The following is a 19,723-nucleotide window of genomic DNA, read 5'->3' on the forward strand; positions in this document are numbered from 1 at the left end:
TGCTGCCAATAATTGCTTCAAAATCAGTCACTGTGTTGCAATTTTCGACTTCACCATATCCGCCGCGGCGGAGTCAGTCTCCAAACAGCCTGATTTTAGTGCAATTAATGGTCTCTTAATGAAACCTAATGCAAAATCCGGGTTCAAAGTTTCCTGATTTTCCATTTAGCCTTAAGATAACCCCAAATCAGGTTGGGGCTCATGCTTTTTTTCCTCTTGAAGCTTCCATCATGTCCCACATCTCTTCAGGTATCTGATCCAGATTATTGAATTCTCCGGCACCTTTAAGCCATTCTCCACCATCTATGGTCATGACTTCTCCATTGACATAGGCGGAATAATCCGAAACGAGATAAGCAGCAAGATTTGCAAGCTCCTGATGCTCTCCTACTCTGCCCAAAGGCACCTTATTTGCAGGATCAAATTTCTTTATTAAATCTCCCGGCAACAGTCGACTCCACGCTCCTTCAGTGGGAAATGGCCCGGGGGCAATCGCATTGGAGCGAATGCCGTATTTAGCCCATTCTACTGCCAGTGATCTCGTCATCGCCAAAACGCCGGCTTTTGCAGCAGCTGAAGGAACGACATACCCGGAACCTGTCCACGCATACGTAGTCACAATATTGAGAAAAGTACCTGGCTGCTTCTTTGCAATCCAGTCTTTACCAGCCGTAAGTGTAACTTGAGAAGTGCCTTTCAATACAATATCCAGCACAGTATTAAACGCATTGGTAGAAAGCCTTTCGGTAGGACTGATAAAATTCCCTGCTGCGTTATTCAACACCACGTGAATTCCCCCTAACTGATCTGTGGCATCTTTCCACATGGTTTCTACCTGCGTTATCTCTCTTACATCACAGGCTAGTGGAATTACCTTCCCTCCCTTCGCAGCCATCATTTCTTTTGCGGTTTCTTCCAGTACATCAAGTTTACGGGAAGTAATCACCAAGTTGGCCCCCAACTCCAAAAAATATTCTCCCATCGATCTTCCCAGCCCCGTCCCACCGCCGGTTATTACAATATTTTTACCTTTCAGTGCCCCTGGTTTAAACATACCTTCTGCTAAAATCATAAATTTGCGGTCTATCGTTGATTGTGAAGATAGTTATTTCGGCTTGGTAATTGAAGGAAGAATGCCAAACCAGTGCTATTATTTTGAACTGCTGCCTAATGAGAAAATCAATTTTCGGACTTATCGTTCTGCTACCAATCTTGATGGGTTGTAGTGAGGATGAAGACAAAGTAATTCAGACAGATCTCCCCACTGAGGCGGCTCAGCTGTTCAGTATTTCTACCGATTGGAATGAGAGTTTGTATTTTGCAATGATCTCTTGGGAAGAATACCTACAAATGGACACAGTCGGGTTGGCAAGACTGCCCAGCTGTCCAGATATTTTCTTGGATGAAGCGGCCAGAGAAGTCACCTTACAATTCTCCTCAAGCACAGAATGCAGCCAAACGGGAGCATATGACAGAAAAGGAAAGCTGATCATCAAATTTGACACCACCTTGCTTAGTCCGGCCAAGAGATGGGTCATGGAATACGATGGTTATTATTTCGGGACCAAATCAATTGAAGGAACACGAACTTATTCCAGTGATGATTCAATCCAAGTTTCAGAAGAATTCACAGAAATCATAGAAAGATCAGAGAATGGGCTAAGCACTGTGTTTTCAGGGAAATTCATCCATGCAAAAACCTTTCTAAGCGACACGCTGGAAATTGACTCCCTATCAGCCGACTCCCTGGTATTTGTGGAGTCCCTTTCAAGCCTCACTTCTATGGGAAGGATCCAAGGTATAAATGCGACAGGACGGGATTTTGAAATAACAATGGAGACGCCAATAACGCATGTTATTTCCTGCTATACCCAAAACGAAATCCTTCCGCGTGCGGGAATGGAAAATTGGTCTATATCCCGAAAGGAAAACTCTCAGGTCACCTATAGGGTAGCTTACGAGCCGCTGGTTGAGGATTGTAAAGTAGCTGCAAATGCAACTTTGCCCGATGGAAAAAAATTGCTGCTAAACCCCACAGAATAACAATAAAAAAGCCCCGATTAAATCGGGGCTCTGCTTATATTTCTCTCAATTAATACCTGTAATAATCAGGCTTAAATGGACCATCCACTGTAACTCCAATGTATTCGGCTTGCTCCTGCGAAAGCTCTTCAAGGTCAACACCCAATTTGGCAAGGTGCAAAGCCGCTACTTTTTCATCCAGATGTTTTGGCAGGACATAAACTCCAGGCTTATACTCGTCGGTGTTGTTCCAAAGCTCCAATTGAGCCAATGTTTGGTTCGTAAAGGAATTTGACATCACAAATGATGGATGACCTGTTGCACAACCCAAGTTCACCAAGCGGCCTTCAGCAAGCAGGATAATCTCGTTACCGTCAATGTTATAAAGATCTACCTGAGGTTTAATCTCTATTTTAGTATTGCCATATGCGCTATTCAACCAAGCCATATCGATTTCATTGTCGAAATGTCCGATGTTACAAACGATAGTTTTGTCTCTCATCAATCTAAAATGCTCCTCCGTAATGATATTTTTATTGCCCGTCGCAGTGACTACAATATCGGCTTCTTTTACAGCATCTATCATTTTCTTCACAGCAAAGCCATCCATAGCTGCCTGAAGCGCACAGATTGGGTCGATTTCAGTGACGATTACTCTGGCACCGGCACCTCTTAAAGAAGCGGCAGAACCTTTCCCTACGTCACCATAGCCGCCTACTACGGCCACTTTACCTGCCATCATCACATCGGTAGCTCTTCTTATTGCATCTACGAGCGACTCTTTACAGCCATATTTATTATCAAATTTTGACTTCGTCACCGAATCATTTACGTTGATGGCAGGCATAGGAAGTGTGCCGTTTTTCATTCTTTCGTAAAGTCTATGAACTCCGGTAGTGGTCTCTTCAGAAAGTCCTTTGATCCCTGCAACCAATTCAGGATATTGATCCAAAACCATATTGGTCAAGTCACCGCCATCATCCAAGATCATGTTTAAAGGCCGGCGATCTTCACCGAAAAACAAGGTCTGCTCGATACACCAATCAAAATCTTTCTCATTCAATCCTTTCCAGGCGTAAACAGAAATGCCTGCAGCTGCAATAGCAGCAGCTGCATGATCCTGAGTAGAAAAAATATTACATGATGACCAAGTCACTTCTGCTCCAAGAGCCACCAATGTCTCGATCAAAACAGCTGTTTGGATGGTCATGTGAAGACATCCAGCAATTCTTGCTCCTCTCAGCGGCTGCGTAGTACCGTATTCTTCACGAAGAGCCATCAGACCCGGCATTTCAGCTTCCGCCAATTTAATTTCTTTTCTTCCCCACTCAGCCAGAGAAATATCTTTTACCTTGTATTGAACGTACTTTTCAGATGTAGTTTCTGACATAATATTGTTAGTTAATATATTTTTCTCACTAAAAACCTCCGCAAAGGTATCGTATAAAATTTGGAATCTAAAATAATGAACAACTACACAAAGACGATCTCCTTCAGGCCATACAGCACCATTTCACCTTTTTCCAATTCTACTTGCAGCTTACCTTCTGCACTTATTCCAACTATTTTTCCCCAAAATTGTTCTCCTTTAGCCGAATAATTTGCCCAAGAATCCATCCTGTATAAATGCATCAGATATTCCGATTTGATTTCATTCCACTTCCCTTTTTTCAACTGAATATACCCTTGCTCTAGTTGTGTAATCAAGAGGCGGAACAACTCTTCCAATTCGAAGTAACTTCCTGTGATTGACCTGATGGAAGCGGCTGTTGCCGATTCAAAATCAAGCTGATTGATATTTAATCCAATTCCCACTACAGCGTATTCCCATTCTTTGCCCGAAAATGTGTTTTCGATCAAAATGCCTCCAATCTTCCCAAACTCTGGGATAATCAAGTCATTGGGCCATTTCACCTTCAAATTTGGAACGTACTCCTGAAGCAATCTCCTGATACTGTTTGACACAGCCATATTCAAATAAAACTGCTCAGAAATATCCAAAAAATCAGGTTTTAACACCAGGGAGAACGTCAGGTTTTGTCCAGCCTGCGAATACCACAAATTACCTCGTTGACCTTTCCCTCTAGTCTGGTGTCCGCAGATGACTACACTGCCTTCTGATGCCTGACTTTGCCTGACCAATTTCAAAGCAATGTCATTAGTCGAGTGACACTCTGGCAGAAAATGAACATCTTTCCCTAAAAAAATCGTATTGGCAAGAATTTTATACATAAATTTTGAATTCGTCGAAAAAGGATATTTTTATCCGTGACATTGCAAAAATAAATGAATAATATGACAGCAGAAGAGCTGAGCAAAGTAATCATCAAAGGAATGGAAGAGAAAAAAGCCTCAGACATAGTATTGATGGATCTTAGGAACATAAAAAATACAATAACGGATTTTTTTGTTATTTGCTCAGGTAATTCTGACACGCAACTCGATGCGATCGCAGATTCTATCGAAGAAGAGATGATAAAAAGCGGTCAGGGAAACCCATGGAAAAGTGAAGGAAAAAGCAGCCGCCAGTGGATCTTGGTAGATTACGTGAACGTAGTTGCGCATATTTTCCTTAGAGAAAAGAGAACTTATTATGGACTAGAAGAACTGTGGGGAGATGCTAAAGTCACCAAAATTGGATAAAAGCCCCGAACTTTCAGCTTCACTATCCGTTTTACCTTAAGTTTATGAAATTACCCTTATAAGAAATGAGCGACATTAAGAATAAAAACAAAAAATTTGCACCAAAGACACCCCAAAAGCCCAATATTCAGCTATGGCTGATTATAGCTGCGGTAGCTGTTCTTCTTGGACTTACCTGGGTGCAAAACAGAAATGCAGTCGTTGATATTACTCAAAAGAGATTTGAGGACATGTATCTGGCTGGAGACGTTTCTAAAGTGACCATGGTGAAAAATATGGAACGGGTGGATGTGACCCTTAAGTCTTCTGCTTTATCCACAGACAAATACAAAACGGAGCTGGAATCTAATTCCACTTTTTTTAACCCACAGGGTCCGCACTATTCATTTGAGGTAGCATCCGTCGACAAGTTTGCGCAGGATTTTGACACCTTGAAAGAGCAAGTGCCCCAAGAGGACAGGATCGAATTATCCGTGGCAACAGAAGAAAACTGGGGTAGCTACTTCAGCAGTTTTGGTTTCTTGATATTGCTGTTTGTACTCTTCTGGTTTATGATGCGCCGTATGGCAGGACCTTCAGGACCCGGAGGACAGATATTCAATGTAGGCAAATCCAAAGCCCAACTGTTTGATGCTGAAAACAAAGTCAAAATCACTTTTGACAATGTGGCAGGACTTGACGAGGCAAAAGAAGAAGTCCAGGAAATTGTTGAATTTCTTAAAAACCCGGGAAAATTCACCAAGCTTGGCGGTAAAATCCCCAAAGGAGCATTGCTGGTAGGCCCTCCTGGAACCGGTAAAACTTTGTTAGCAAAGGCTGTAGCCGGAGAAGCAGGTGTGCCTTTCTTTACCCTATCAGGTTCTGATTTTGTAGAAATGTTTGTAGGCGTAGGTGCAGCAAGGGTCCGTGATCTCTTCAAACAAGCCAAAGAGAAAGCACCTTGTATTATTTTCATAGATGAGATCGATGCCATAGGCAGATCAAGAGGCAAGGGTCAAATGCCAGGTTCCAATGACGAAAGAGAAAATACACTCAACTCTCTTTTGGTAGAAATGGACGGTTTCGGTACCGACACAGGGGTAATTGTAGTGGCTGCCACCAACCGGCCGGATGTTCTGGATAGTGCTTTGCTTAGACCTGGACGTTTTGACAGACAGATATCAATCGACAAGCCTGATATCAACGGCCGTGAAGCAATTTTCAAAGTTCACTTAAAGCCTATCAAGACAGCAGATGATGTAGACCCTAAAAAATGTGCTGCGCAGACCCCCGGTTTCGCCGGTGCTGAAATTGCGAACGTATGTAACGAGGCTGCTTTGATAGCGGCAAGAAGAAATAAGACTGCAGTAGATATGCAGGATTTCCAAGATGCAGTCGATAGAGTTATCGGTGGCCTTGAAAAGAAAAACAAAATAATTTCTCCTGAAGAGAAAAAGATTGTAGCCTTCCATGAAGCAGGACATGCAGTAGCAGGCTGGTTCTTAGAACATGCTGACCCATTGGTCAAAGTAAGTATAGTTCCACGGGGGGTAGCTGCCTTGGGCTACGCACAGTACCTTCCAAAAGAACAGTTTCTATACCAAACTGAGCAGCTGATGGATGAGATGTGCATGACACTAGGTGGCCGTGCGGCTGAAGAAATCATCTTCAAGAAAATTTCTACCGGAGCTTTGAGCGATCTGGAGCGCGTCACTAAACTTGCCTACTCCATCGTTTCCGTATATGGAATGAACGACAAAATAGGGAATGTCTCCTTCTACGATTCTAAGGGGGATGGCTATAAAATGACCAAGCCTTATTCGGAAACTACTGCAGAAGTAATCGACGAAGAAGTCCGAAAACTAATTCAGTCTGCCTATGAGAGAACGAAGGAATTGCTCACCCATCGAATCAAAGAGCTGGATATATTGGCTAAGGAGCTTTTAGAAAAAGAAATTCTATTTCAAGCTGATTTGGAACGGTTGATAGGCAAAAGACCTTTTGACAAAGAGACAACCTATCAGGCATTTACCAACAAAAAGGATGGGTTAAAAGAACCGGAATTGATATCCAAAGATGAAGAAACTAAACCTGAATCATCTGATCCGCTTGTAGATCCCATTCCGGCGCCGAATTCAGATAATCAAATCTAATAATGAAAGCCCCGAATGATTCGGGGCTTTTTTATTTTTGTCTGCCCATCTATCTTTAGTCATGCAATCAACCCCTCTGGATTTTCCTCTAAATGGGAAAAAACTCTATTTCGCATCAGATTTTCATCTTGGAGCTCCAAATGAAACAGAAAGCAAGATCAGGGAAAAAAGAATCATCCGTTGGCTGGATTCCGTAGCCACGAATGCTGCTGCAATTTTTTTAGTCGGTGACATCTTTGACTTTTGGTTTGAATATGGACAGGTAATACCCAAAGGCTTTATCCCGTTTATTTCAAAAATCCATCAGCTCAGAGAGCAAGGTATACCAATTGTTTTTTTTACTGGAAATCATGATCTGTGGATGAAAGACTACTTCACAGTAGAGCTTGGTATACCTGTCTATACCCATCCTATTGAACTGAAAGTCGAAGGTAAATCAATTTTGGTAGGACATGGAGATGGCCTGGGACCCGGCGACAATTCTTACAAGGTGCTCAAGAAAGTATTTACGAACCCCGTATCACAATGGCTATTCCGATGGTTTCATCCGGACTTGGGAATGAAACTCGCAAAAGCCTGGTCGGGACATAGCCGTATTACCAACATAGAAAAAGATGAAAGTCACTTTCTTGGTGATGATGAGTGGCTTTGGGCTTATTGCAAGGAACTGGAAGTAAAAAAACATCACGACTTCTATATTTTCGGTCATAGGCACCTCCCACTGGAATTGGAAGTAGGTGAAAATTCGGCCTATTTCAACCTTGGTGAGTGGGTTACGCAAAACACTTACCTGGCCTTCGACGGGCGTAAGGCTGAGTTAATTACCTTCAAAGGATGAAGGTATTCGGATTGTTTTTGGCTTTGATTCTACCATTAGCAACATACGCTCAGACTGTAGCTAAATTAGGAGCTTCCCTGACTGAAATTTCCCTTGACAATCTTGACTTGGTTTCCTTTGACACAAAGGGACAACTATTCATCAGCAATACTTCCGGAGACATTTACCTTTTCAGTCCGTCAGGAAAGCAACTCAATTTATTCTCTCCTTCCCGTCAAGGAAGATTAAACCAATTAGAAGCTGCCTGGACGGTGAATATTTTCAGCTTTTCGGTAGATCTTCAGCAGTATAGAATACTGGATCGTTTTTTGAAAACTTTGGCAGAAGACGACTTTATACGTTCTGATGTCAGCCTTGCCAAAGCTGCCACTCTAGGAAACAACAATGTGTTATGGGTTTGGGACGAATCGGATTTAAGCCTCAAATCAATAGACTATCGTAGAAACCTAGTAATTCAGTCACAACCCTTGAATTTGGTGTTGGATACTGACAACCTGGAAGTGACAGAAATCAGAGAATTCAAGAATCGCCTATTTATGAATGTCCCGGATACAGGCATTTTTATCTTTGACAATCAAGCCAACCTGATGCGGAAAATAAACTTGACGGGCATTGCCAGACTTTGCTATTACAAAGACCATTTGCTTTGGCTTGATGGAAACAGGCTAAGAGCCTTCTCCCTTTCCTCTGACGAAATCAGCACTCTTGCCCAACTCGATGATTCAGAAGCATCTTACCTTCAAGTCGGGCAAGAGGAGCTGGCCATTGTATCTAAAGACAAGTTAAAACTTTTCTCCACCCCACTTTGGCTGAAGTCTTTGAAGTGAATTATTTCAAGGCGACGTTATTGAATGCTATCTTGCCAACTGCAATAACGAAAAAAGGCTGCTCCATCTCTGAAACAGCCCTTCGAATTATATAGGTTAAGTTCAATTAGTTGACTTTCACCAACTCAATGTCAAAGATTAGATCTTTTCCTGCCAGCTGATGATTGGCATCCAATGTGATCTTTTCTGCATCCACATCCACTACAACCACCGGCATAGGCTGTCCATTGCCTCCCTGAAGAGTCAATGTCATCCCAATTTCAGGTTTGATATCAGCAGGAACTTGCTCTATCGGCACTTCGATCATCATATCATCTCTGCGCTCACCATAAGCCTCAGCAGCAGGGATCGTCACTGTCACCTTGTCGCCTAAGGTCATTCCGTCAACAGCCGTATCAAAGCCTTTAATCATATTTCCATCGCCTAAGGTAAATCCTAGCGGTTCGCGATTTGCCGAAGAGTCAAATACACTTCCATCTTCTAATTTACCGGTATAATGCACTTGAACTGCATCTCCTTTTTTAGCTTGCATAGTCTTTTTATTTAGTAAAGTACAAAGGTACAAAAATCTATTAGGGATGAAAATCCGTGAAATTATGTCCGATTTCAATATGAAAGTGTACATAATTGGACATTTTTAACACCAAAACCCATTATATGAGCCTATATTAGAGTTGGCATCATTTTCCCCTTATGAACACCAAATAATTAACCATGGAAACTCAAGATTTAGGCAAGATTCTTATCATAGATGATAATGAAGACTTACTCTTTGCCGCCAAAATGCTTCTCAAAAAGCACGCAAAAGAAGTCATGATAGAAAAGGATCCCCGTAGAATTCCTTTTTTGATCAATAACAATAATTACGATGTAATCCTTTTGGACATGAATTTCCGCGAGGATACCACCTCAGGAAAAGAAGGCTTTCACTGGCTTAAGCAAATAAAAGAGATAGATCCCAAGGCAGTAGTTATCCTGATCACCGCCTTTGGCGACGTGGAAATGGCCGTGCAGGCATTGAAAGAAGGCGCTACCGACTTTATCCTGAAGCCATGGCAGAATGAGAAATTGATCGCCACACTATCTGCAGCTATCAGACTAAAAGAAAGCTACAATGAAGTCGACAAGCTACAAAAGAAGCAAAAGCAGCTGCAGACTGACATGAAAAAGCCTTACACCGACATCATCGGACAAAGTGCTTCCATGAAAAACATCTTCTCAATCATCGACAAAGTAGCCCAGACAGACGCCAATGTGTTGATTTTGGGAGAAAATGGAACAGGGAAAGAGCTTATCGCACGTGCTATTCATGACAGATCGCTTCGAAAAGATGAGATTTTTGTAGGGGTAGATATGGGTGCTATCACAGAAACTTTGTTTGAATCTGAACTATTTGGCCATAAAAAAGGAGCGTTTACCGATGCCAAAGATGATCGCTCGGGGAGATTTGAAATAGCTGACAAAGGCTCTTTGTTTTTGGATGAGATAGGAAACCTATCCCTTCCTCTTCAGTCAAAACTGTTGACAGTTCTTCAGAGAAGAGAAGTAACCAGAATTGGAACAAACAAAGCCATTCCAGTAGATATTCGACTGATCTGCGCCACCAATATGCCACTTCACGAGAGCATTGCAGACAACACCTTCCGTCAGGATTTGTTGTATAGAATCAACACAGTAGAGATTTTCCTTCCTCCTCTTCGAGAAAGACAAGATGACATTCCTGTGTTGGCAAATCATTTCCTTAAAAGCTACAGTCAGAAATATCGCAAAAACTTCACAGGATTCACTACCGCCGGCATGGACCTTTTACAACATTATGCATGGCCCGGCAATATCCGTGAACTTCAGCATGCCATCGAGCGGGCAATCATTATGGCTGAAGGCGAGGTGCTGGATTCACGGGACTTTTTCTTCCTCTCTGCCAAGCCGGCATCGGACAAAGCCCCCACCTCAGTGACGCTTAATCTAGATGATATGGAACGCAACACGATCCAGCGGGCAATTGACAAAAATGGAGGAAATATCTCTAAAGCAGCTAAGGAACTCGGACTGACCAGAGCCTCCTTATACAGAAGGCTGGAAAAATATGGACTATAAAGTTGGCTTACTTGGGAGAATCGCCTTTTTGGCAGCTTCTCTCTTTCTTCTTTCCAATGCCATCATAGCCAGTTGGGGAGTCTTTATGATCTCCCTGCTACTCGTTTTGGTGGTTTTTCAAATTATTTACCTGTTGCGGTATTCTGAAGGTTCATTCAAAAAAGTGCGTGTTTTCCTGGACAATATCAAGCAGGATAAGTACTCGCAGCTTTATCCGGTCAAATTTGACGGTACAGAGACAGACGATCTGCATATAGAATTCAATGCGATTCTCGCAAAGCTAAAAGAAGACCAAGCGGAAAAAGAAGCCAACTATCAGTATTTCAGATCTGTATTCAAACACCTCAGCATAGGACTAATTACGTTTGGCGAAGACGGAAGCATACAGATTGCCAACACCGCGGCAAAACGGATTCTCGATGTGGAAGAATTGAAAAACATCGGGGAAATCGAAAAGATCAACAAGGAATTGCATTTAGCAATCAATGACCTGAGAACAGGCGGAAGTGAACTGATCAAGATCGCCCATCCCGACGGAATCATGCAGATTTCAGTCTATGTAATCGAACTGCTGATGCGTGGGGAGAAATTCAAATTGGTATCCCTACAGAATATACAGTCCGAACTTGAGGAAAAGGAAATGGAGGCGTGGCAAAACCTCGTGAAAATCCTTACCCATGAAATCATGAATTCTATTGCGCCTATTTCTTCTCTGGCGGGAACTATACAAGGAGAAATAGAAAGCAAAATAGACAATGTGGAGCAAATCAGCCCACAAGACATGGAGGACTATTTGATGGGGATCAGTACGATAGAAAAACGCAGTCAGGGCTTGATCAGTTTTGTGTCAGATTTTAGAAGTTTGGCACATATTCCCGCACCGAAGTTCAGCAGTATTGCTATCGCAAAACTTTTCCACCAGCTTGAAGTTTTGCTACAAAATCAACTTGAAAATTTCCAAATCGAACTGATTAAGGAAATCAATCCTAAAGAACTTATCCTATTCGGAGACCAAACCCAGATCGAGCAGGTTCTGATCAATCTCACCCAAAATGCCATTCAGGCAGTAGAGGATTCCAAAGTAAAACGAATAATCCTCCGCGCTTTTATCGATGAGGCAGGAAAGATAATATTGGAAGTGGCAGATACGGGAAAGGGTATAGAAGAGGAAGCTTTAAGCAAAATTTTCATCCCCTTCTTTACCACCAAATCCAAAGGCTCGGGAATTGGGCTAAGCCTTTCCAAGCAAATCATGCGTCGCCACAAAGGCAATATCCAAGTCCGCTCCACGCAGGGTGAAGGAACCACGTTTAAGCTGATATTTAATGGATAATCTTTCCTGTTAAGTGATATGTGCCGCACAGACCTATACTGAGACCGGTTTTGACAAAATCACAAAATTGGCCTATGGAGACAGACCACAATGAGTCAACTTAGGTAACAGGCATCATTGCGGATAATCTGAAAAAACCAGTATACAATTCTTCGATCCATAAAATCTCAATTATTCCACATGTCACTGCCATCACTAAACAAAACCTTAAGAACTTTAAAAAAGACACTACTTTACGGTCTTGCTCTACTCATACTTATTTCTTTATCAGGGTACATCTACCTCTATGTGATCCCTAAAGGTCCCCCGGTTTCAACACCAAAAGCATTAAACAACGGGGAGGATTCCTTTGTGATGTATGCCCACAAAGACTCCAAGAAGAAGTCAATCAAAGTCTGGACGTATAAGCCCAAAAACTGGAGAGATCAAGACAAGATCGTTTTTGTCATGCATGGAGGCGGAAGAAACGCGGAAGATTACCTCGCCGCTTGGACAGACATGGCAGAAAAAAACAATCTCCTTGTGATTGCTCCTGAGTTTGAAAATAGGTTTTCAACTTACACAACCAACGACTATCAAGACGGAAATCTTTTCACATTTTTTGGGACAAAAAACGGGGAGGAAAAATGGGCGTTCACTGTGATCGAGAATATTTTTGACCACATCAAAACAACCAATGCGATTAGCAATAGCACCTATGACATTTTTGGTCACTCAGCGGGAGGCCAATTCGTCCATCGTATGGTAATACTTATGCCCGACTCAAGAATACATACCGCTATAGCTGCAAATGCCGGCTTATATACTTTCCCAAACAGCAACCTGAAATACCCTTATGGGATCAAAAACTTGGAGGATGGGGAAGAACTTATTCGCAAAGCTTTTGAAAAAAAACTGATCATACTTACCGGGGAACTGGACAGCGACCCAAAGCTAGGCACATTCACCAGGACAGACCTTGCCATGAATCAAGGAGGAAATAGACTGGAAAGAGGAGCCAATTTTTACAGTGCCAGTGAGAAATATGCCAGTGCCATCAACCTTGATTTCAACTGGAAAATAGACACCGTGCCAAACGTAGGGCATGACTATAAGAAAATGTCCGAAAGTAGTATAGCATGGTTAAGCAAACCCTAAGGATAAAGTCATGTTCCGTACTCTCCTCCACCGTGGTCTGTGTCGCACAGACCTATCCTATGAACAAGACCACGGTTATGAACCCTTTTGACCTTAATAAAATAAATAACAACGTATATAAGCTAATATAGACAGCATGAAAAACACCTCTTTTCTCAAATCAACCTTCAAGCAAGGAGTACTAATGGGACTCGCTTTTTGTCTCTATACAACCTTAATGTGGCTCACCAAATTAGATACAACCTATCTGAGCATTGGGCAATACTTTGACATGGCAATTATACTACTTCCTATTGCTATGATCTTTTGGGCAATTAAACAGGAAACGAATTCCTACAAAGTTTTGATCATTCAAAGAATTGGAATTGCCGTTTTCGTGGGAGCAATTTCCTATCTCATTTATGATCCTTATTTATTCGTCTACCATCACTACATTAATCCAGATTGGTTTATCTCCGTGCTGGATTTGAAGGAATAGAGCTGACCACAGCTAACGTACCACAAGAAGAAATTACTGATACACTAGAGAAAATGAAAACTTCGAATATTGTCCAAGCGGGGCTATTTAGGCTTTCATCTCTGATCCCCTCGGTACTTATTATTCCAACAATTGTAGCATTACTTTCTTTGATTTTAATAAGAAACAACCCAAAGGGATAAAGAAAGCAATAGAAATGTAGGCCTTGCCACGCACCATCATCGTAATCTGTCACCCTGGTTTGTATCGCACAGATCCATGCCCCACACCGTGTGTCTGTGTCTCCACAGATCACGTTTTGTCATCTCAAAACAACAAATTCAATATACAACAGCCCAACTTCTATCAATTCGACAAGGGTATTAAAAAAATATGATTATCCGTAATGATGCCATTAGCTACATTCTCTCTGGTTTACAGGAGGGAAGACGGATGTTACACCACAGAGGGCAGGCCGAAGCGGCACATTGAAAACTAGTGTTTTATTTAATCCTATGACGCTTTTATCTGCTTACTGGTAGAAAAGTGGATATACATATAAAACAATAACCAATAAAATCAATCTGACCTATTTTTGAAAATCCCAATGAAGCAACAGAACCTAGTGTTACTCGGATTCATACTGATCAAATTCGTACTCCAATACCTGCTTGTAGACTCCGGCTACGACCTGCATAGAGATGAATACCTCCACCTAGATCAGGTGCATCATCTGGCTTGGGGTTATATCTCGGTGCCGCCAGTTACTTCCTGGTTCTCCTATTTGATTTATCTACTTGGGTATACCGAATTTTGGGTCAAATTCTTTCCTGCTCTTTTCGGAGCACTGACTATTGCCTTGGTTTGGAAAGCGATAGAAAGACTTGGCGGTAATTTGTATGCACAGTCCTTGGCTGCCATTTGCCTGATATTTTCGGCTCTGGCTCGACTAAACATCCTTTTTCAACCCAATTCTTTTGACATATTGGCTTGGACTTTTGTGTATTTCTCTTTGCTTTGTTACATCCAGTCCGGCAAAAGCAAATGGCTGTATTGGTTGGGTGTTGGGCTGGGTTTTGGCATACTAAACAAATACAATATTGCATTTCAAGTCCTGGGCTTATTGCCTGCGCTCCTGATTACTTCAGAGCGGAAGATTTTCAAAAACCCTCATTTATACGCCGCTTTTGGTTTGGCTTTACTGATCGCTCTGCCAAATCTGATCTGGCAATGGCAAAACGGCTTTCCGGTTCTATGGCACATGCGCATGCTGAGCCAACATCAATTGGTACATGTAAATCGCTTGGATTTCCTCACCTACCAATTCTTCTTCTTTTTCGGATCCGGTTTCGTGTTGGTCCTGGCATTGATTTCATACTTCAGATTTCCTCAATTCCACAAGTATCAGGTTTTCTTCTGGTCCACGATTTTCACACTTGCAATTTTCACTTATTTTCAGGCCAAGAACTATTATGCCATAGGTCTCTACCCTATTCACTTTGCATTTGGGGCAATATATTTATCTCATTTGCTTTCTAAAAACTGGAGGAAGTATCTAAAGCCGATCGCAATGATTATCCCTATAGGGTTATTTATCCTCGCTGCCCCGATGACATATCCTATCGGAAGTCCTCAATACCTCAAAGAAGTCCAAAGTCGCCATCCTGATCTAATGCAAAACCGTTGGGAAGATGGAAAGAATCACGAAATCCCGCAGGATTTTGCTGATATGCTGGGCTGGAAAGAGTTGGCAGAGAAAGCAGATCTGGCTTATTCAAAAGCTCCGCAAAACGAGTATACCCTGATCATCTGTGACAACTATGGACAGGCGGGAGCAATCAACTTTTACACCAAAACCACAGGATTAAGGGCAGTCACTTTGAATGCCGATTACGTCAATTGGATCGATCTAAGTCGGGAAATAAAGAATCTTATTCTTGTACGCGAACCTTCAGATGGAATCAGTGACCGGGAAATCTCATTTTTCGAAAAGTCAGAAGAAATAGGAACCATCACCGACCCCAATGCCAGAGAACATGGAACAATCATCCATTTACTACTTGGCACCAAAACTGATATAAATGCGATTTTAGCAAAAGAAATTGAGGAGAAAAGGGCGGAGTTGCGTGATTAAAAGTTCACGTAATTACAAAATCCCGATGTCTGTATTATAGACCATAGTGAATAAATTAAAAACCAATATCAACTTAATTACTTATTCTCTTTTGTTCCTTTGCGATTAGAATCACCGCCTCGCATTTTATTAATTTTTGATTCAAGCATAATTTCTCAGCAAAATCCCCTTCATGAATACTTACAAACAAATTGAAGCCGCCATTCTATCGGCCTCTAATATTCTCATTACTGCTCACAAATCTGCCGACGGTGACTCTGTCGGATCCTCCTTGGGGCTATTACATTTTATAGAAAAACTTGGGAAAAAGGCAATGATTTGCCATCCTGATAAAGCTCCCGACTTTTTGGACTTCCTGGATCTGTCCCCGATCACCGTCATGGATCAGGAACCTGAAAAAGTAGCCGAAGCTTTTATGGAGTCTGATCTGATCTTCTGCCTCGATTATAATTCTACCGACCGTGTCGGCAAGGAAATGCAGAGCTTGCTTGAGGCTTCCACCTGCCCCAAAATCATGATAGACCATCATCTTGACCCTCAGGATTTTTCTTCAATTACGGTCTCTGAAACTTCTGCATCCTCCACCGCTGAGTTGATTGCAGAATTGATCGGGCAATCCGGAAACAGCGCATTGTTGGATGAAAAGATAGGAACTCCCTTATATTTGGGAATTCTCACTGATACAGGCAGCTTTCGATTCAACTCAGTAAAACCCCGAACACACGAGGTACTGGCAAAATTGCTTGCTGCAGGAGTAAAACATCACTTGATTCATGAATTGCTGAATGATACGAATACCGTCAGCCGTCTTCGTCTCCAAGGTTTTGCCATGAGCCAGAAAATGGAGATTTTGGATGAAAATGCTGTAGCTATTATTTCTCTGACTAAAGAAGAGTTGGAAAAGTACGACTACAAAAAAGGTGATACAGATAGTCTGGCCAATCTGGCATTATCTATAAAAGGGATAAAAGCCGCAATTGTGCTTTCTGAGCGAGATGGAATCATCAAAATATCCTTTAGATCGAAAGGAAAAGAAAATCCAGTCAATGAATTGGCTGCTGTCCATTTTGATGGAGGCGGACATGCCAACGCTGCAGGTGGTATGAGCGAGCTATCTATGCCAGAGACTTTGGATAAAATGAAGTCGCTTGTTGCTGAATATTTTCCTACTAATTAATTCAAGTGATTTTCTTTGCCTCGCTTCTGGAGAATGAGAAATTAATATTTAGTAAAATCAAGCGTTGCACCGCCACACCACTGCGAGAAATATGACAAAAAAACTCCGTGCGAAATCAATCACACGGAGTTTTAAATTTATTGGTAATACTTTTTGATTAGTCCTTCAAAGTCACTGTTCTGGTTACATCGTTAAAACCACCTGGGATCAAGTTTCCGTCAGCATCAAGCAACTCCAATTTCACAGTCACTTCACCTTTCGGAAGACCTTTGATTACATAAGGTGCCCATTCAGTGATCATAAACTCCTGACCGTTAATTGTAGCCCTTACTTTATTTCCATTTTCAGAAAGGGTAGTGTTTAGCAAGAAGAAGTCAAGTAACAAGTTCTCTGTGTCTTTTCCGCTATACTCACCTTTTGGACGACTATAGATCATCGTTGGCTGATCAAAATCCACATTCATATCATCAGTCGCGTTACCCACGACTATCTTTTCTGCGATGAATGAGTTTTCATTTTTAACCGACTCATGGTATGATCTACTCAAAAATGCCACTAGATAATGTGTTCCTTCAGGCATTTCTCTTTTAAATCCCGGCTCATAATGAGCAGAATAAGGCATATTATCCAAGATAAAATGAATATGCTGACCATCACCGGAATTGGCTAACATGCTTGCCACTCCGTTCTTCTCAGTTTGCGCTCCAAGCTCATAATCTCCCACTTGAAAAGCAAAGTCAACTTCCCCCGCTTTTGCAATGGTGGTATTGGCAGGTTTCGTCATTTTCAAAGTGGAACTTGAATAAGCCGGTGAATCTTCGAATTTCTCTATAGAAATGGTGGCCGGAGCGGTCACTTCCATATCTTCCACCACTACTTCTTCATTTTCGGTACTTTTCGGCTGGCAGCTTACCGCTATCAGTAATGCTGCAGCAGCTGTGCTCAATATTTTTACATTCATAATTTTCGGTTTTTGATGTTTGTGATTTTTATTATTAGCCTCAAATGCCATTCCATCGATAATCAGGATAAAATCTGAACATAAAGTTATTCATCTCAGCTTAGAATCTGCACATTCTCCCGATTGATTTCTCCTAAAATATCCCCTTAGAAAGTCAAAAACTTAGTATTTCCCTGCTTTCGAGAAATCTCCCAAGGCAACTCCCCTCTTTATCCCAACAGGTTTTCTACGACTGTTCCGGAACAGTCTCAACATAAAAAGTCTCAAGTATACATCCATTATGAGTCCAGTTTCCGTGAAATGGGGAAATAATTCCCCGTTAGTTTGAAGCTATTTGGAGTATTCTTTACCCCTGCATTTCTCTAATATCTTCCAGCAACTGAGCTAATCGATGTTGTAGCTCCGTCGGCCGTTTGACTACCACAATATCACCGAGTGCTATCACCCAGCGTACAAATCCCTCAATGGAGGAATTCATAAAAGTCATCTCGGTCTTATCCCCAACCCTTTCTTCCGACACAAATCCATTGTTGTATTTTGAGTTGGCGAGGTATTTCAAAGAGCCATCCGGTACTTCTAAAATAATTTGATGAAGTTTTTGTTCGCTCGCTATTTTGTCCAAATACGATTGTAGAGAAGGATGCTTCACTGTAGAATAGGAAATATCCGTAATGTGAAGTTTGCTAAACCTATCCAGTCTAAATGTGCGATAATCATTTCTCAAACGGCAAAAGGCCAATAAATACCATTGCTCGTAGGAATGATATAAGCCTATGGGCTCAAGCTCTCGATCTGATTTCCGCTGCGGATCAAAAGTTATATAGGTACTTGCCAATATCTTTTTCTCCGAAATAGCCTGAAGGATTACTTGAAAAGCCTTACTGGATTTATTTATAGACTGGAAAGAACCTGACTTCAAAATCTTGATGGTATCCTGCACTTCCACCAATAAATCTTTCTCTGTGGATTTCAACACAGCCTTAATTTTGATCAGGGCTTCTTTAAAGAATTTACTGCTTTGCTCATCCAGTAGTTTTTCAACCAGCTTGTCAGCAACCAAAAGAGCTAATGCTTCCTCTCTGCTGAACATAATCGGAGGAAGTCTGTATCCTTCCACCAGGGAATATCCCTGTCCAGCCTCTCCGATGACCGGCACGCCGGATTCTTCCAGAGACCTCACGTCCCGGTATATGGTGCGCAAACTCACGCTAAAGCGCTCTGCAAGTTCTGATGCACGTACTGTCCGCTTAGATTGAAGATGTGTAAGAATCGCTGTAAGTCGGTCTATTCTATTCATGGAAACAGGAGGAAAAAATATAGAAGTAAAGAAACTTGAAAAAATTCAAAAAAACTTTAAAATCCCAAAATCCTACTGACATAGGGTTGACACTGTGTGTAAGTTTATTTGGGTATTCAAAAACAAAACACAAACACAATGGAAACTACAACATCATCAACAACCGCTCAAATCATTAACAAAGATCAGCTTTTGACTCACTGGCAAGGGCATCGCAAGCTCACACGAAAAGTTTTAGAGGCTTTTCCCGAAAAAGATCTTTTTGAATTCAGTATAGGTGGCATGCGTCCTTTTGCAAAGCTGATCAAAGAAATGCTGGCTATGGCGGCACCTACTGCACAGGGTCTGGCCACGAATGAATGGGAAGCATTTGACGAAGAGAAAACTGACCTGACAACAAAAGCTGCACTTTTGGCCACCTGGGATGAAGCTACAGGCAAGATCGAGCATTATTGGAAAGCCATTCCTATGGAGAGATTCCAGCAGGAAACAGTAGCATTCGGTCAATATGAAGGGACAGGGTACAGTACGCTATTTTATATTATTGACAATGAGGTACACCACCGTGGTCAGGGATATGTATATCTCCGTGCATTGGGAATCACGCCTCCAAATTTCTGGGAGCAGTACTAATTACACGGAACCGTGGTCTGTGTGACTCAGACCAT

The 19,723-nt window shown here is 41.9% G+C and carries 18 protein-coding genes; 12 read left to right on the forward strand and 6 right to left on the reverse strand.

The genetic code is table 11. The features are described from left to right. Positions 1–199 precede the first annotated feature (199 nt). Positions 200–1,072: an SDR family oxidoreductase gene (locus ID165_RS15480; RefSeq protein WP_192085866.1), complete on the reverse strand. Its 873-nt coding sequence runs from the start codon at positions 1,070–1,072 to the stop codon at positions 200–202. A gap of 98 nt (positions 1,073–1,170) precedes the next feature. Here ID165_RS15480 and ID165_RS15485 point away from each other — a divergent pair, with 98 nt between their 5' ends. Beyond that, positions 1,171–2,043, forward strand: a complete 873-nt coding sequence (locus ID165_RS15485; protein ID WP_192085868.1) for a hypothetical protein — start codon at positions 1,171–1,173, stop codon at positions 2,041–2,043. Positions 2,044–2,092: 49 nt separating this feature from the next. On the opposite strand, the gene ahcY is transcribed toward ID165_RS15485, so the two are convergent. Beyond that, on the reverse strand, positions 2,093–3,412 hold the full coding sequence (gene ahcY / locus ID165_RS15490) for an adenosylhomocysteinase (protein WP_192085870.1): 1,320 nt from the start codon (positions 3,410–3,412) through the stop codon (positions 2,093–2,095). 83 nt (positions 3,413–3,495) lie between these two features. Further along, entirely contained in the window at positions 3,496–4,254 is a 759-nt protein-coding gene (locus ID165_RS15495; RefSeq protein ID WP_192085872.1) for a biotin--[acetyl-CoA-carboxylase] ligase, read from the reverse strand. A gap of 63 nt (positions 4,255–4,317) precedes the next feature. Here ID165_RS15495 and rsfS point away from each other — a divergent pair, with 63 nt between their 5' ends. The 4 genes from rsfS to ID165_RS15515 all read left to right on the forward strand — a co-directional run bounded on the left by rsfS (position 4,318) and on the right by ID165_RS15515 (position 8,462). Then, the gene (gene rsfS, locus ID165_RS15500) at positions 4,318–4,665 is read left to right on the forward strand and encodes a ribosome silencing factor (protein ID WP_192351600.1); all 348 of its coding nucleotides are present in this window, start codon (positions 4,318–4,320) and stop codon (positions 4,663–4,665) included. A 65-nt stretch (positions 4,666–4,730) separates the two neighbouring features. Then, positions 4,731–6,797 carry an ATP-dependent zinc metalloprotease FtsH gene (gene ftsH / locus ID165_RS15505; RefSeq protein WP_192085874.1) on the forward strand — a complete coding sequence of 689 codons (2,067 nt, stop codon included), beginning with the start codon at positions 4,731–4,733 and terminating at the stop codon, positions 6,795–6,797. A gap of 61 nt (positions 6,798–6,858) precedes the next feature. Then, positions 6,859–7,635, forward strand: a complete 777-nt coding sequence (locus tag ID165_RS15510) for a UDP-2,3-diacylglucosamine diphosphatase (protein ID WP_225586781.1) — start codon at positions 6,859–6,861, stop codon at positions 7,633–7,635. Then, the gene (locus ID165_RS15515; RefSeq protein ID WP_192085876.1) at positions 7,632–8,462 is read left to right on the forward strand and encodes a hypothetical protein; all 831 of its coding nucleotides are present in this window, start codon (positions 7,632–7,634) and stop codon (positions 8,460–8,462) included. The genes ID165_RS15510 and ID165_RS15515 overlap by 4 nt, the downstream gene beginning before the upstream one ends. Positions 8,463–8,568: 106 nt before the next feature. Here the strand turns inward: ID165_RS15515 and ID165_RS15520 are convergent, their stop codons facing one another. Then, on the reverse strand, positions 8,569–8,994 hold the full coding sequence (locus ID165_RS15520) for a peptidylprolyl isomerase (RefSeq protein ID WP_192085879.1): 426 nt from the start codon (positions 8,992–8,994) through the stop codon (positions 8,569–8,571). A gap of 182 nt (positions 8,995–9,176) precedes the next feature. Here ID165_RS15520 and ID165_RS15525 point away from each other — a divergent pair, with 182 nt between their 5' ends. From ID165_RS15525 to ID165_RS15550, 6 genes are all read left to right on the forward strand, one after another. Further along, entirely contained in the window at positions 9,177–10,559 is a 1,383-nt protein-coding gene (locus tag ID165_RS15525) for a sigma-54 dependent transcriptional regulator (protein WP_192085881.1), read from the forward strand. Continuing rightward, positions 10,549–11,892, forward strand: a complete 1,344-nt coding sequence (locus ID165_RS15530) for a PAS domain-containing sensor histidine kinase (protein WP_192085883.1) — start codon at positions 10,549–10,551, stop codon at positions 11,890–11,892. The genes ID165_RS15525 and ID165_RS15530 overlap by 11 nt, the downstream gene beginning before the upstream one ends. 180 nt (positions 11,893–12,072) lie before the next feature. Continuing rightward, positions 12,073–13,029 carry a hypothetical protein gene (locus ID165_RS15535; RefSeq protein ID WP_192085885.1) on the forward strand — a complete coding sequence of 319 codons (957 nt, stop codon included), beginning with the start codon at positions 12,073–12,075 and terminating at the stop codon, positions 13,027–13,029. A gap of 136 nt (positions 13,030–13,165) precedes the next feature. Then, positions 13,166–13,507 (forward strand): hypothetical protein, encoded by a 342-nt coding sequence (locus ID165_RS15540; protein WP_192085887.1) that lies wholly within the window; start codon positions 13,166–13,168, stop codon positions 13,505–13,507. Between the two features lie 586 nt (positions 13,508–14,093). Next, the gene (locus ID165_RS15545) at positions 14,094–15,620 is read left to right on the forward strand and encodes a glycosyltransferase family 39 protein (protein ID WP_192085888.1); all 1,527 of its coding nucleotides are present in this window, start codon (positions 14,094–14,096) and stop codon (positions 15,618–15,620) included. Positions 15,621–15,792: 172 nt separating this feature from the next. Continuing rightward, entirely contained in the window at positions 15,793–16,797 is a 1,005-nt protein-coding gene (locus ID165_RS15550) for a bifunctional oligoribonuclease/PAP phosphatase NrnA (RefSeq protein WP_192085891.1), read from the forward strand. A gap of 157 nt (positions 16,798–16,954) precedes the next feature. Here ID165_RS15550 and ID165_RS15555 read toward each other — a convergent pair whose 3' ends face one another. Beyond that, positions 16,955–17,758 carry a hypothetical protein gene (locus ID165_RS15555; protein WP_192085893.1) on the reverse strand — a complete coding sequence of 268 codons (804 nt, stop codon included), beginning with the start codon at positions 17,756–17,758 and terminating at the stop codon, positions 16,955–16,957. Between the two features lie 346 nt (positions 17,759–18,104). Then, entirely contained in the window at positions 18,105–19,055 is a 951-nt protein-coding gene (locus tag ID165_RS15560) for a YafY family protein (RefSeq protein ID WP_192085895.1), read from the reverse strand. 138 nt (positions 19,056–19,193) lie between these two features. Between ID165_RS15560 and ID165_RS15565 the strand changes: the two genes are divergently transcribed. Then, entirely contained in the window at positions 19,194–19,688 is a 495-nt protein-coding gene (locus tag ID165_RS15565; protein ID WP_192085897.1) for a DinB family protein, read from the forward strand. Positions 19,689–19,723 lie beyond the last annotated feature (35 nt).

This window comes from Algoriphagus sp. Y33, from assembly GCF_014838715.1.
Lineage (GTDB): Bacteria > Bacteroidota > Bacteroidia > Cytophagales > Cyclobacteriaceae > Algoriphagus.

What these genes read in the sequence shown, in the direction of transcription:
- ID165_RS15480 (WP_192085866.1), bottom strand. Translation starts at nt 1,072, where the DNA reads ATGATTTTAGCAGAAGGTATGTTTAAACCAGGGGCACTGAAAGGTAAA.
- ID165_RS15485 (WP_192085868.1), top strand. Translation starts at nt 1,171, where the DNA reads ATGAGAAAATCAATTTTCGGACTTATCGTTCTGCTACCAATCTTGATG.
- ahcY (WP_192085870.1), bottom strand. Translation starts at nt 3,412, where the DNA reads ATGTCAGAAACTACATCTGAAAAGTACGTTCAATACAAGGTAAAAGAT.
- ID165_RS15495 (WP_192085872.1), bottom strand. Translation starts at nt 4,254, where the DNA reads ATGTATAAAATTCTTGCCAATACGATTTTTTTAGGGAAAGATGTTCAT.
- rsfS (WP_192351600.1), top strand. Translation starts at nt 4,318, where the DNA reads ATGACAGCAGAAGAGCTGAGCAAAGTAATCATCAAAGGAATGGAAGAG.
- ftsH (WP_192085874.1), top strand. Translation starts at nt 4,731, where the DNA reads ATGAGCGACATTAAGAATAAAAACAAAAAATTTGCACCAAAGACACCC.
- ID165_RS15510 (WP_225586781.1), top strand. Translation starts at nt 6,859, where the DNA reads ATGCAATCAACCCCTCTGGATTTTCCTCTAAATGGGAAAAAACTCTAT.
- ID165_RS15515 (WP_192085876.1), top strand. Translation starts at nt 7,632, where the DNA reads ATGAAGGTATTCGGATTGTTTTTGGCTTTGATTCTACCATTAGCAACA.
- ID165_RS15520 (WP_192085879.1), bottom strand. Translation starts at nt 8,994, where the DNA reads ATGCAAGCTAAAAAAGGAGATGCAGTTCAAGTGCATTATACCGGTAAA.
- ID165_RS15525 (WP_192085881.1), top strand. Translation starts at nt 9,177, where the DNA reads ATGGAAACTCAAGATTTAGGCAAGATTCTTATCATAGATGATAATGAA.
- ID165_RS15530 (WP_192085883.1), top strand. Translation starts at nt 10,549, where the DNA reads ATGGACTATAAAGTTGGCTTACTTGGGAGAATCGCCTTTTTGGCAGCT.
- ID165_RS15535 (WP_192085885.1), top strand. Translation starts at nt 12,073, where the DNA reads ATGTCACTGCCATCACTAAACAAAACCTTAAGAACTTTAAAAAAGACA.
- ID165_RS15540 (WP_192085887.1), top strand. Translation starts at nt 13,166, where the DNA reads ATGAAAAACACCTCTTTTCTCAAATCAACCTTCAAGCAAGGAGTACTA.
- ID165_RS15545 (WP_192085888.1), top strand. Translation starts at nt 14,094, where the DNA reads ATGAAGCAACAGAACCTAGTGTTACTCGGATTCATACTGATCAAATTC.
- ID165_RS15550 (WP_192085891.1), top strand. Translation starts at nt 15,793, where the DNA reads ATGAATACTTACAAACAAATTGAAGCCGCCATTCTATCGGCCTCTAAT.
- ID165_RS15555 (WP_192085893.1), bottom strand. Translation starts at nt 17,758, where the DNA reads ATGAATGTAAAAATATTGAGCACAGCTGCTGCAGCATTACTGATAGCG.
- ID165_RS15560 (WP_192085895.1), bottom strand. Translation starts at nt 19,055, where the DNA reads ATGAATAGAATAGACCGACTTACAGCGATTCTTACACATCTTCAATCT.
- ID165_RS15565 (WP_192085897.1), top strand. Translation starts at nt 19,194, where the DNA reads ATGGAAACTACAACATCATCAACAACCGCTCAAATCATTAACAAAGAT.